Source organism: Paraburkholderia fungorum (assembly GCF_046027215.1).
GTDB classification, from domain to species: domain Bacteria; phylum Pseudomonadota; class Gammaproteobacteria; order Burkholderiales; family Burkholderiaceae; genus Paraburkholderia; species Paraburkholderia fungorum_D.
In genome coordinates this window covers 2485384-2497745 of the sequence record NZ_JAQQEN010000002.1, presented here as the reverse complement: position 1 = coordinate 2497745, position 12362 = coordinate 2485384, and the positions used below count along the sequence as shown (strand labels likewise).

14 protein-coding genes are annotated in these 12362 nt (G+C 62.4%); 4 read left to right on the top strand and 10 right to left on the bottom strand.

The features are described 5' to 3' along the window. Positions 1 to 238: 238 nt before the first annotated feature. Entirely contained in the window at positions 239 to 1435 is a 1197-nt protein-coding gene (locus PQR27_RS31585) for an extracellular catalytic domain type 1 short-chain-length polyhydroxyalkanoate depolymerase (protein WP_408527489.1), read from the top strand. Positions 1436 to 1542: 107 nt separating this feature from the next. Beyond that, positions 1543 to 1719, top strand: coding sequence for a DUF3563 family protein (locus PQR27_RS31580; RefSeq protein WP_408527488.1), 177 nt, complete (start codon positions 1543 to 1545; stop codon positions 1717 to 1719). A 78-nt stretch (positions 1720 to 1797) separates the two neighbouring features. Here the strand turns inward: PQR27_RS31580 and PQR27_RS31575 are convergent, their stop codons facing one another. The 7 genes from PQR27_RS31575 to PQR27_RS31545 all read right to left on the bottom strand — a co-directional run bounded on the left by PQR27_RS31575 (position 1798) and on the right by PQR27_RS31545 (position 7674). Then, positions 1798 to 2256: a TspO/MBR family protein gene (locus PQR27_RS31575; protein ID WP_408527487.1), complete on the bottom strand. Its 459-nt coding sequence runs from the start codon at positions 2254 to 2256 to the stop codon at positions 1798 to 1800. Between the two features lie 21 nt (positions 2257 to 2277). Next, positions 2278 to 3777, bottom strand: a complete 1500-nt coding sequence (locus PQR27_RS31570) for a cryptochrome/photolyase family protein (protein ID WP_408527486.1) — start codon at positions 3775 to 3777, stop codon at positions 2278 to 2280. Between the two features lie 248 nt (positions 3778 to 4025). Continuing rightward, positions 4026 to 4445, bottom strand: a complete 420-nt coding sequence (locus PQR27_RS31565) for an organic hydroperoxide resistance protein (RefSeq protein ID WP_408527485.1) — start codon at positions 4443 to 4445, stop codon at positions 4026 to 4028. Between the two features lie 170 nt (positions 4446 to 4615). Next, a complete protein-coding gene (locus PQR27_RS31560) occupies positions 4616 to 5068 on the bottom strand; it encodes a MarR family winged helix-turn-helix transcriptional regulator (RefSeq protein WP_408527484.1) in 453 nt (150 codons plus the stop codon). 183 nt (positions 5069 to 5251) lie between these two features. Then, on the bottom strand, positions 5252 to 6058 hold the full coding sequence (locus tag PQR27_RS31555; RefSeq protein ID WP_408527483.1) for a BPSS1780 family membrane protein: 807 nt from the start codon (positions 6056 to 6058) through the stop codon (positions 5252 to 5254). Continuing rightward, the gene (locus PQR27_RS31550; protein ID WP_408527482.1) at positions 6049 to 7044 is read right to left on the bottom strand and encodes a homoserine kinase; all 996 of its coding nucleotides are present in this window, start codon (positions 7042 to 7044) and stop codon (positions 6049 to 6051) included. Before PQR27_RS31550 ends, PQR27_RS31555 begins: the two co-directional genes overlap by 10 nt. A 234-nt stretch (positions 7045 to 7278) precedes the next feature. Beyond that, positions 7279 to 7674, bottom strand: a complete 396-nt coding sequence (locus tag PQR27_RS31545; protein WP_408527481.1) for a hypothetical protein — start codon at positions 7672 to 7674, stop codon at positions 7279 to 7281. A 200-nt stretch (positions 7675 to 7874) separates the two neighbouring features. Between PQR27_RS31545 and PQR27_RS31540 the strand changes: the two genes are divergently transcribed. Further along, entirely contained in the window at positions 7875 to 9401 is a 1527-nt protein-coding gene (locus tag PQR27_RS31540; RefSeq protein ID WP_408527480.1) for an AMP nucleosidase, read from the top strand. 55 nt (positions 9402 to 9456) lie between these two features. Here the strand turns inward: PQR27_RS31540 and PQR27_RS31535 are convergent, their stop codons facing one another. Together PQR27_RS31535 and PQR27_RS31530 are read right to left on the bottom strand one after the other, a co-directional pair. Next, positions 9457 to 9987: a chromate transporter gene (locus PQR27_RS31535; protein WP_408527479.1), complete on the bottom strand. Its 531-nt coding sequence runs from the start codon at positions 9985 to 9987 to the stop codon at positions 9457 to 9459. Further along, positions 9984 to 10553: a chromate transporter gene (locus tag PQR27_RS31530; protein WP_408527478.1), complete on the bottom strand. Its 570-nt coding sequence runs from the start codon at positions 10551 to 10553 to the stop codon at positions 9984 to 9986. The genes PQR27_RS31535 and PQR27_RS31530 overlap by 4 nt, the downstream gene beginning before the upstream one ends. Before the next feature lie 98 nt (positions 10554 to 10651). Between PQR27_RS31530 and gcvA the strand changes: the two genes are divergently transcribed. Further along, a complete protein-coding gene (gene gcvA, locus PQR27_RS31525) occupies positions 10652 to 11569 on the top strand; it encodes a transcriptional regulator GcvA (protein ID WP_408527477.1) in 918 nt (305 codons plus the stop codon). A 49-nt stretch (positions 11570 to 11618) separates the two neighbouring features. Here gcvA and PQR27_RS31520 read toward each other — a convergent pair whose 3' ends face one another. Further along, complete coding sequence (locus PQR27_RS31520) at positions 11619 to 12362, bottom strand: LOG family protein (protein WP_408527476.1); 744 nt, start codon at positions 12360 to 12362, stop codon at positions 11619 to 11621.

Sequence of the window (12362 nt, the reverse complement as noted above, 5' to 3'; positions counted from 1 at the left end):
GCGGCGGGTTGCGGATTCGACCCATACCGTCCCTTTTGTCATGGCATGGTGGGCTTGCCATCACGCGTTGCAGCGGTTTGACGGGGGTGGTGCTGCAAGGTTCGCCGGGCGGAAATTTCGTCCGCGAACGGAGGTTTGTACCGCCAGCATCGCATGAGGATTGGTGTTATTGTGCATTGCACAACGAAGCGTCGTTCGATCGAACGACACCTGCCCCTTTTTGCGAGGTTATCCGCCGATGGCAAAAAGTCTATCGAATATCTGGCTGCGAGGCCTCAAGCGGCTGCTGGCGATCCAGACCGAGCACGCCCATAAAACCACCAAGCGCAACGCCAAGCGGCCGGCGCGGCCTGCCGCGCCCAAGCCGTCCGCCAAGGTTCGTCCGATCAAGCCAGCCGTCACACTGCGTGCGCCCGCCAAACGCGAGGCGCCGCGCGCTGCGGTCAGGGAATCGCGGGTTCGTCCGCGTGCGTCGGCATGGGCGAGCGGCTCGTGGACGCGCTCGTTCCATTCGGCGCCCGCTTCGCCTGGGCGGCTCGTCAATCATCTTCAGTATGGGTTGTACATCCCGGCTGGCCATGCGCTGGAGCAAATGCCGCTGGTCGTGATGCTGCACGGCTGCACACAGTCGATTGACGAATTCGCCGAAGGCACGCGCATGAATGTGCTTGCCGACCGCTTCGGCTTTGCCGTGGTGTATCCCGAGCAATCCAAGCACGTGCATTCACACCGCTGCTGGCATTGGTACGACGCTGGCGACAGCGCCGGCGGGGCCGAAACGCGCGCGGTGGTTTCGCTGGTGGATGCGCTCGTCGCGCAGCATGGTTTCGACAGCGAGCGCGTGTATGTCGCCGGCATTTCCGCGGGCGCTGGACTGACCGCGCTACTGGCCGTCACCTATCCGGACCACTTTGCGGCGGTTGCGCTGCATTCTGGCCCCGCTTTCGGCGAAGCCCGTTCAGGCATCACCGCGATGGACGTCATGCGGCGTGGCGCGCGCCGGGAACCGGCAGAACTGGTCGACGAAGTCGCCAATGTCGCGCACTACCCCGGTATGCCGGCGATCATCGTTCACGGCGACGCAGACCACGTGGTCGCGCCGGTGAATGCGGATCAACTGGCCGTGCAGTTTCTGCGGCTGAACCGGATCGTCGACGAGAAAGGCGCACGTAAATCCGGCGAAGTGCGGGAAGATCGCAAGGGCGGCGTAGTCACGCGCGACTACCTGCGCGGCGGGCGGCGGGTGGTGCGCCTCTGCCGCGTGCAAGGGCTGGCGCATGCCTGGGCCGGCGGTGACGACGCCGTCCCGTTCCATTCCGCTAAAGGGCCGGATGCAAGCGCGCTGATCTGGGAATTTTTCAGACATCAGCGCCGGACGGGCACTGGCCGAATCGCGGAAGGCGCGCCCGCAACGGCTTGGGTCGGCGCTAGTTGACGCAGGAACAACACCTCAAAATGAGAGGTGGCGCGTCCCTAGGGTTTTCCCTATAATGCGGGTTATCCCTTAGACGTTACCGCCTAACTTTATTGCCGAGGTTGACCATGTATCTGCTTAGCCGCCTGTTCCTGCTTCTGACCAAATCGCCCGACCAGCTTGCAAAAGAACGTGCTGACGCGTTCCTCGCTGAAGCGACTGATCTGTACGATCTCGAATTCCGCATGCGCAAGCTCGACCGTGAGGCGTCCCCCCGCCAACCGTCGTGGATGAGCCAGCACTAAATTGCGGGTAGTGAAAGCATCGGCGGGTATCGAATTACGCCGGTGTTCAGGGTGAGGCGCCCAAGCTGTCATGAACGCTCAGACAGCCGGATTCAATTGCCATAACGCGTGATTCAACACCGCGGCGAACGCCACCCAGGCCACATAGGGCACGAGTAAGCCGCCTGCCCAGCGGTCCCGTCGCCAGAAGGCGAATGTCAACGCCACAATCAATGCCAGTAGCATCACAATATCGGCCAGCGCCACGCCGGGTCGATGCAGGCCGAAAAATAGCCACATCCAGGCCGCGTTGAACAGCAACTGCACCACCCACAAGACAATCGCCGCGCTCAGGCCATCGCGTTTCCACACGCGCCACGCGGCAATCGCCATCAGCACATAGAGCACCGACCACGCAGGCGGGAACACCCAGTTCGGCGGGTTGAACGCGGGCTTTTGCAGCGCTGCATACCACGCGTCGGGCAAAAACCGGCTCGCGACGAACGCCGCAGCGAGCGTCAGGACAAGAAAAACCACCAACGACGGCAAACGGCGCATCTTTAAATCTCCCTCGGGCTTTTACTTGCCGAAACGGGCCAGTGTGCGTTGTCGTGCTTCGGCATGATCGACGATCGGCTCGGGATAGTCTCTACCCAGCACGACGCCAAATTCCGCGAGCCGTTCCGCGCCTGCAAGCCACGGCGCATGAATCCATTTGGCCGGCACTTGCGCTAGTTGAGGCAAGTAGCGCTTGATGAAGCGCCCCTCAGCATCGAATTTTTCCGATTGCGTGATCGGGTTGAAAATCCGGAAATACGGCTGCGCATCGCATCCTGTCGACGCCGCCCATTGCCAGCCGCCGTTATTCGCCGAGAAATCAAAGTCGTTCAACAAGTCGGCGAAATAGCGCTCGCCGAGCCGCCAGTCGACGCCCAGATCCTTCACCAGAAAGCTTGCGGTCACCATCCGCAGTCGGTTGTGCATATAGCCGGTGCGGTTTAGCTGCAGCATGGCGGCGTCGACGAGCGGATAGCCGGTGCGACCCTCGCACCAGGCGGCGAAGGCCTCGTCCGCTTCCGGGCCGTGCTCCCAGCGCAGCCGGTCGTATTCTTCCTTGAACGACGCGCCGGCCGCCAGTTTAGGGTGATGCGCGAGGATCATGAAATAGAAGTCTCGCCAGATGAGCTCCGAAAGCCACGTCGCTGAGCCTTGCCCGCCGGGCTGCAGTGAGAGTTCGTATGCAAGACGCGCCAGCGTGCGGATCGACACTGTGCCGAAGCGCAGATGTATCGACAGGTAGCTCGGACCCTTGGCGGCAGGAAAGTCGCGCCGGTCCGCATAGCTATCGATGCGGGTCATAAAGTCGTCGAGCAGACGTTGTGCGCCGCTCATGCCGGTGGGCAACGGCAGGTCGGTGAGATTGCCCGGTGCGAAACCAAGTTGATCGAGCGTCGGTAGCTGGCGGTTCAGCTTCGGCGGCAACGCCGCCAGATGCTTCGCGTAAGTCTCCACCGGATACGGTTTCAGATCGAAGGCCGTGAGCTGCTTGAGCCACGCATTCCTGTACGGCGTGAACACCGTGAAGGGCTTGCGCTGTCCGGTCAGCAGTTCCTCACGCTCGAAAATCACCTGATCCTTGAACGTCAACAACTGGCGTTTGGCGCCGGCGAGCCGCTCGCGTACCGCCTCATCGCGCTCGAGCGCGACCGGTTCGTAATCGTGATTGGTGAACACCGCATCGACGCCGAGTTCGTCGGCCAGTTTGAGCACGAGATCGGCCGGATCACCGTACAGCACGATCAGGCCGCCGCCGTTCGCGCGCAATGCCTGGTCCAGTTCGCCGAGTGCGGCAAGAATGAACTCGATGCGGCGGTCCTGCGGCGGCTCATCCGCATGACGTGCCTGCCAGGTATCGATGAGCGGTTGCAGGATCGTCGTGTCGAATACGAACACGCACCAGACGCGTTCGCAATGCTTGAGCGCGTAGTAGAGCGCCGCGTTGTCGCTGCTGCGCAGGTCGCGGCGAAACCAGACCAGACCGGTGTCGAAGGTGTCGTGCAGACGTCGGACGCGTGTCATTGGAATCGTGAGTCGAAGTGTGTGGTTGCGCGACGACGCGTGGCCGGCGCAAGAACTGTCAGGCGACAATATGGCTGAGCCGCTCGGCGAGGCACGGCTTGACTCGCTGAACGGCATGAACGCGCCCGCACGTAACATGCCCGCGTCCGCAAAACGGCACAGCGCCCGCACCTGTTTTGCAAGGTACGGGCGCTGTTCGCAGCGGCGCGGATTTGCTGTGCCGCGTGCGATTGACCGATCGTCGGAGCTTAAGCGACTTGCAAGCGCACCGCGACGTTGTTGCGCGTGGCATTCGAGTACGGGCAAACCTGATGCGCGGCGTCGACCAGTTCCTTGGCTGCGTCCGCAGCGAGGCCCGGCAGCGAAATGCGCAGATCGATATCGAGTGCGAAGCCGCCGTTGTCGTTCGGGCCGATGCCCACCTCTGCGGTAACTTGCGTGTCCGCCGGCAAAGCTTGCTTGCGCTGGCCGGCGACGAATTTCATGGCGCTCAGGAAACAGGCCGAGTAGCCGGCTGCAAAGAGTTGTTCCGGGTTCGTGCCCACGGTGCCGTTGCCGCCCAGTTCGCGCGGTGCGGCCAGTTTCACGTCCAGCACGTTATCCGACGACACAGCACGGCCGTCACGACCACCGGTGCTAGTTGCGCTTGCTTTGTAAAGTACGTTCATTTTGTTGCTCCTCAATCTGGGTTGTCAGGGTTTGACTGTTTGCCACTGCGGGTTCGCCGTTCCGGCCGGCTGCTATCGAAGCGGCATGCGATAAAGATATCGCACAAATCATTTGTGTGCAAATGAATTTTTGGATAGAGCCGATAGCGCGCTTTTTTGAAGCAGGCCGGTTAGTGGTCCATGTAGTCGTTGAGCGTGGCGCGCAGACGGGTCAGGTCGTCACGCAGCCGTAGCAGGAATTCTGGCGTCTGCTGGGTTGCGCAAAAGATTTCCGCGGGCACTTCGCGCGCCTGGCGCTTCAGGGCCGTACCGGCTTTGGTCAGGCGGATGTAGACGAGCCGCTCGTCTTCAACGCCCCGCACCCGCTCGAGGTAGCCTTGTGTCTCCAGGCGCTTGAGCAGCGGCGTGACCGTGGCCGAGTCGAGATTCAGCCGCGCGGCCATGTCCTTGACCGTGACGTCGTCGGCTTCCCAGAGCACGAGCATGGCCAGATATTGCGGGTACGTCAGGCCGAGCTTGTCGAGCAGTGGTTTGTACGCCTTCGTCATCGCAAGCGACGTCGAATAGAGGGCGAAGCATAGTTGCTCGTCGAGGGTGAAGGGCAAAGCGGGGCGCTGGGTCATGATGACATCTCGTCTAAAAAGAGCGTGCAAATCGATTGCGCGCAAATCATTGTGCCGCAAATCGAGGCAGGTTGACGAGTGTGCATGAGGGTTCGACGAAGCAGCCGAAGCGGCGGGGCCGGCAGCAGACGTGAGCGCGGGCGCCGGTAGGGCGCCCGCGTCAGGGGACATTGATCCAGAGCGTCAGGCTGCCGGCGTGGTCGGCAGGTCGGGTGCTTCCGGTGATTGCACGCCGAAGCAGCCGCGATATGTCGCGTAAAAGGAGCAATACAGCATGGTCGTGACGATCATCGTGGCGGGCATCAGGATCGCAAACGCGAAGTCGCCGGCGCCCAACGCCTGCATCAACGCGGACAGACCGAGCGAGACGGTTATCGCCACCGCGAACCACAGCGCGCCGAACACGATGAACGCGCCGCGATTGCGCCAGCAACTGACAACGCTGAAGAACATCGCCTTGACGGGCGGCACGTCGTGCCAGGCGGCGAGAACCGGCGAGAACCAGAAAATCATTGCCACTGGAATGTAGAACGCGAGTGCGGTGATCACCGCCAACGGGATATTGCTGTTGGCGATTGCTTCCTGATCCATGGTGGCGCCGCCGAGCATGACCTTCAGCAGCATGCCGCCGTCGGCGAGCGCGGAGCCTGCCAGGACCAGCGCCATGGCGACGACATACAGCACGCCGAGCACCAGCAGCCGTTTGGCGACCGCCGGGCCATACGAGTGGAAGCCGTCCACCAGGATGGTCGGGAATACCGGCTTGCCCGCGATGGTATTGCGGCAGGCCGCCATGAAGCCGACCGCGACGCCCGGAATGAACAGGAGCGGCAGCACGCCGCCAATCACCGGAATCTGCGACACCAGCGTCATCACCAGCAGATAGGTGAAGAACAGCGTCAGAAACGCGAGGGGATTCTTGCGGAACAGCCAGATACCCTGCCGGAACCACACATAGCCGGTTTTCGCGGGGACTTCGATCAGTTGCATGAGGTATGAATGCCTGGAAGTGCAACGCCGGTCAGGCGTTCGCGCAGAATGCGCTCGAAATGGCCGGGGTCGTGCGGTTTGAGTAACTCGGCCGCGCGCGGCAAATGAAAATCATACAGGCGCGAGACCCAGAAACGGTACGCGCCCGCACGCAGCATGTCGCCCCAATGGCGGTTTTCTTCGGCGGTGAAGGGACGCACGCTCTGGTAGGCGCGCAGCAGGGCTGCCGTGCGCGTCTGGTCGAGCTTGCCGGTGGCGAGGTCGACACACCAGTCGTTGACCGTCACGGCGACGTCGAACAGCCATTTGTCGCAGCCGGCGAAATAGAAGTCGAAGAAACCGCCGAGGCGCACTTCGTGGCCGGTCTCCGGCGCGGCGTGGGCGAACAGCGCGTTGTCGCGGAACAGGTCGGCGTGGCAAGGACCCTCGGGTAGCGCGGCGTAATCGGCCGAGGCGAAGAACGCCTCCTGATGCGCCAGTTCGGACGACAGCAGGTCACGTTGCGCGCCTTCCAGAAATGGCAGGATGGTCGGCACGGTTTCCTTCCACCACGGCAGACTGCGCAGATTCGGCTGATGGCGCGGGTAATCGCGACCCGCCAGATGCAGGCGCGCGAGCATATGCCCGACCTCGGCGCAGTGTTCGACCCGAGGCGCCATTTCCGGCGCGCCTTCGAGCTTGGTCACGATCGCCGCGGGCTTGCCGTGCAGCGTGCCGAACAGCGCGCCGTCTTCGCGCGGCATGGGGTCCGGCACCGGCACGCGGTGCGCGGCCAGATGCCGCATCAGATCGAGATAGAACGGCAGTTGTTCGGCCGTCAGCTTTTCGAAAATCGTGAGGACGTACTCGCCGCGCGTCGTCGTCAGAAAGAAGTTGCTGTTCTCAATACCGGACGGGATGCCGCGAAACTCGACGACATCGCCGAGATCGTAGTGACGCATCCATTCTGCTAGTTGGGGTTCGGTGACAGCGGTGAAGACAGCCATGCGGGAAACGTCGGATCAGGTTGGTCGGGCTGGCGCAGTGCGGCCAGTGCGAGGTGGTACAAAAGCGGTCTTGAAGGCGGTGCCGGGTGCGGGATCAGTAGTGCGGTCATGCAGGACTGCAACCACCATCGCTCATCAACCAGCAGGCCGATGGCCAACACAACACCTCTCGTTTGCGCGGAATCCGGGGGCATGCCGGGGCAGCCCCCCGCCACACTGCTACCCCTGCCTCCGTCAATAGATCAGATTCACCGAGGGCAGACGCGTGCTTGGGTGGCCGTTGTCACGCACGGTGGGCGACGTGTCGAGCGGCGCGCTCATCTGATAGCGTGTGCCGAAATTCGAACGCACGTTGATTTCAACGGGCTTGCCTTTGTCGCGATATTCAGTGATTTCGGTGCCGTTCGCGCTGCGTTCGTGGAAGCTCGGCGTACGCGGCACATTGATTTCGACCTTGGAGCTGACTTCCGCGGCCGGCCGGTTGATCGCCGCCAGGTCCGGCAGGCCGGCCCGTTCGTTAGCGGACTGCGGCTGGTCCGGGGGCGGCGTGGCGTCGACAGGCTGGGCAGCCATCGCGGCGTTGCCAAAGGCGAGGGCCAGTGCAACGGCGACGGGAAGGAGCGGCTTCATGGTGATTCTCCAATATGGTGCCCCGATTCTAGCAAATCCAGCCTTGCCCACGGGCGCGACCGCCTTATTTTGCGCCGCTTTCGCGCGGCGTGCCGGCAATCTTGCGAGTGCTGTTGCAGCGTGTGTTGTACGCACCGCAAGGTCATTTGGCGATCACGGGTTCCGTGGTAATGTCGCCTCATCAATCGAGGCGAATGAAGATGAACAACGATACCAATCAACGCGCGGTGCAGACTCCCGCCAACAGCTTCCCCACCGAATCCTTTGACGACGCCGCCGAGGCCGTCACCCGCCTGTCCGCCATCTACGAGGCGAACACCTCGTTCCTGCGCGACGCCTTTGCGCGTTATCGCCGCAACGAATTGTTCGAACGCCGGGTGCGCGCCTGCTACCCCTTCGTCAGAGTGTGCACCGAGGTCAACACGCATATCGACTCGCGCCGTTCATACGGTTTCGTCGCGGGCCCTGGCGTGTTCGAGACGACAGTGACGCGGCCCGATCTGTTCGGCAACTACTATCGTGAACAATTGCGGTTGCTGGCAAAGAACCATCACGTGAAGATCGAAGTCGGCGTCTCGGACCAGCCGATTCCCATTCACTTTGCATTTGCCGAGGGCATCCATCTGGAAGGCGATCTGGACCGCGAGCGCCTGTTCCTGATGCGCGACGTATTCGATACGCCGGATCTCGCACTGCTCGACGACCGTATCGTCAACGGCACGTATGAGCCGCTGGCGGGCGAGCCGCATCCGTTGGCGCTGTTCACGGCGGCGCGAGTGGACTTCTCGCTGCATCGGCTGAAGCACTACACGGCAACCTCGCCCACCCATTGCCAGAACTACGTGCTGTACACGAACTACCAGTTCTATATCGACGAGTTCGTCAAACTCGGCCGCACAATGATGGCCCACACCGACGACGAAGAACTGCGCACATACCGCAGCGAATACACCTCGTTCGTCGAACCGGGCGACGTGGTCATCTATAACGAGAACCTCGGCGAACAGGAGCAGGAAGGCACGGCGCCGCCGCGTCTGCCGCAGATGCCCGCCTATCACCTGAAGCGCGCGGACGGTAGCGGCATCACGATGATCAACATCGGCGTCGGGCCGTCGAACGCGAAGACGATCACCGATCACATCGCTGTGCTGCGTCCGCATGCCTGGATCATGCTCGGCCATTGCGCGGGGCTGCGCAACACGCAGCGCCTGGGCGACTATGTGCTGGCCCACGGCTATGTGCGCGAGGATCACGTGCTCGACGCGGATCTGCCGCTGTGGGTGCCGATTCCGGCGCTGGCGGAAGTGCAGGTGGCGTTGGAGCGCGCGGTCGCGCAGATCACGCAGCTCGATGGCGTCGAGTTGAAGCGCGTAATGCGCACGGGTACGGTAGCCAGTGTCGATAACCGCAACTGGGAGTTGCGCGATCATCGCGAACCGGTGCAGCGGCTGTCGCAAAGCCGCGCGGTTGCGCTCGATATGGAAAGCGCGACGATCGCCGCGAACGGTTTTCGCTTCCGCGTGCCTTACGGCACCTTACTCTGCGTGTCCGATAAGCCGTTGCACGGCGAGTTGAAGCTGCCTGGCATGGCTGATCAGTTCTATCGCGCGCAGGTCGATCAGCATCTGCAGATCGGCGTCAAGGCGATGGAGTTGCTGCGGATGAACGGGCTGCATCGTCTGCATAGCCGCAAGCTGCGCAGTTTTGCGGAGGTGGCGTTCCAGTGAACGGTGTCCGGTGCGGACGGTCGAGCGATGATGTCGCTCGCCTTGATCTTGCCGTTTAAAACTGCCCGAAGCCCGTCAGCCCGATCAGGCTGCCAGCCGCCAGCAGCCACAGCGGATGGATGCGCGTTTTCAGCGCCAGCACGGCGGTGAAGGCGGTAATCGCCCACGCAATCGCCGTCGGGTTCGACGCTTCGGCAATCAAGGCCGCGCTCGCCGCCACGATACCGGCCGTCACGGGCACCAGCCCGGCCTGCGCGTAACGGCGCCACGGGCGGTCCTTGAAGCGGTCCCATGCATGCAGCGCGAGAATCGTCACGATCGAGGACGGCCCGAACTTCGCCACCGACGTGACCAGCATCCCGGCCCAGCCGGCCACGTGCCAGCCAACCAGCGTGACGATCATCAGGTTTGGCCCCGGCGCGGCTTGCGCGAGCGCGAACAGCGCGCTGAATTCGCTGGCCGGCATCCAGTGATGCACGTCCACTACCTGACGCTGCATCTCGGGAAGAATCGTATTGCCGCCGCCGAACGCGAGCAGCGAAAGCTGGCTGAAAATAACGGCTAGTGAAATGAGCGTGTCGTTCATCGCGTGGCCCTCGACGCGATATAGATACTGAGCGGCGTGAGCACCAGCATGGTGGGCAGCAACGGCAGGCGCATGACCGCAATCGCGATGAAGCCGAGCGCCGCGATCAGGGCGGCCATCGGTTTTCGCCGGAGCGGCAGCAGGATTTTCACGGCCATCGAGATCAGCAGGCCGGACGCCGCCGCAGCGAGACCGGCAAACAGGTGCCTGACATGCGGATCGTTTTGCGTGTGTTCGTACAGCACGCCAAGGCCGATCACCACCAGCGAGGGCCCCGCGATCAGACCGAGCAGGCCGGCGAGCGCGCCCGGCACGCCGCGAAAGCGCATCCCGATTGCCACGGAAAGATTGATCACATTGCCACCCGGCAGGAATTGGCACAGGCCCAGCAAGTCGGTGAATTCCGCGCCGGTCAGCCAGCGCCGTTGCTCGACCAGGGCGCGCCGCGCCAGCGGCAGTGCGCCGCCAAACGAGATCAGCCCGAGGCCGAGAAAGCCGCCAAAAATTTCCCGCAATGTGGGTGTGGGCGCCTGTGCGGCCTCGGTTGAGGTGAGATCGTGATCCATATCGCTAAGCTTCCAGTTCAAGCTCTGGAGGTTAGCGCTGAACTGGATCTGCGCAAAACGATTTTTTGAGCGCACCTTTGTGATCTAGAATCACAAGCATGGCTCGTAATCTTCCTCCTTTTCCGGCGCTGCGTGCCTTCGAGGCTGCCGCACGGCATGAAAGCTTCACTGCCGCGGCGAACGAATTGCATGTGACGCACGGTGCAATCAGCAGGCAAGTCGCGGCTTTTGAAACGTGGCTCGGTGTGCAGGTGTTCCATCGCCGCGGCAAGCGCGTGCGCCTGACCGACGACGGCCGCCGCTATCTGGCCACCGTGCAGGCCGCGTTCGACAGCATCGCGCTGGCCACGGATCAACTGCGCGATACGGGCGTCGTTCACGTTTTAAAGGTGAATGCACTGCCGACCTTCGCCATGAAATGGCTGCTGCCGCGGCTCCATCAATTCCAGCGCAAGGTGCCAAATGTAGAACTGCGCTTATCTACTTCAAACGCACCGGTCGAAACGCTGGACAGTTTCGATGTCGCCGTACGGCGTGGACCGGCTCACTGGCCGAACTGTGTGAGTGGCCATTTCCTTGGCGAAAGCGAGCTCCCCGTATGCAGTCCAACGCTTCTGCAGCGCTCGCCGATCAACGTGGCTGGCGATCTCGCGCGCCATGTCCTGCTGCATTCGGACACCCGGCCCGATGCGTGGCGCAACTGGTTATCGGCGGCTGGGGTCACAGCCAAATGCCGCAAGAAGCAATCGTTCGATCATTTTTATCTGGCCTTGCAGGCAGCAGTGGATGGGCTCGGCGTGGCGCTGGGCCCGTTGCCGTTACTGGCGGATGAGTTGGCTTCGGGGCGGCTTGTCGTGCCGCTGGCCGGCCCGCGTATCGATGCACGCGGCTATTGGTGGGTGGCGAGGCGCGAGGTCGCGCAAGCGCCTTTGGTGGCGCAGTTCTGCGCATGGCTGCAAGCGCAGGGCGACCAGACAGATGAAATGCAAGCGGGCGGCATGGAGGCCGCCCGCTAAAGTCCGCTAGCTCCGCATTCAGTTCACGCCGAAGCGTGAAGCAGCAGCGTTACAGATAGAACATCCGGTCTTCATCCGATTTTGTAGGATGCGGCTCGGTCTCTTCGCGGTCTTCATAGAACTTCAGAACCGCTTCGAGCACCTGATCGGGGTCGTCGATCACCTGCATCAAGTCCATATCGGTCGGATTGATCAGGCCCATGGGCGTGAGCGAGTTCTTGAACCACGCGAGCAGGCCTTCCCAGAACTCCGCGCCCACCAGAATGATCGGCACGTGGCGCGACTTCTTGGTTTGAATCAGCGTGAGCACTTCCGCGAGTTCGTCCAGCGTGCCGAAGCCGCCTGGCATCACGATCACCGCGTCCGAGTTCTTCACGAACGTGACCTTGCGCGTGAAGAAATGGCGGAAGCGCAGCGAGATGTCCTGCCACTGGTTGCCCGATTGCTCGTGCGGCAGTTCGATGTTCAGGCCGACCGACGGTGCCTTACCCGCGTGAGCGCCTTTATTGGCCGCTTCCATGATGCCGGGGCCGCCGCCGGAGATCACCGCGAAGCCGGCGTCCGACAGCTTGCGCGCGATCTGCGTGGCGAGTTTGTAGTAGGGCGAGTTCGGTTTCAGGCGCGCTGAACCATAGATGCTGACAGCCGGACGAATCTCCGAGAGGTACTCGGTCGCCTCGATAAACTCTGCCATAATCGTGAACATCTGCCACGATGCGCGGGCCTTCTTGGCCGTTGCGCGCTCTTGATCTGCGAGTGATCGCAGACTCGGAATCACTTTTCTCTTAGTCAT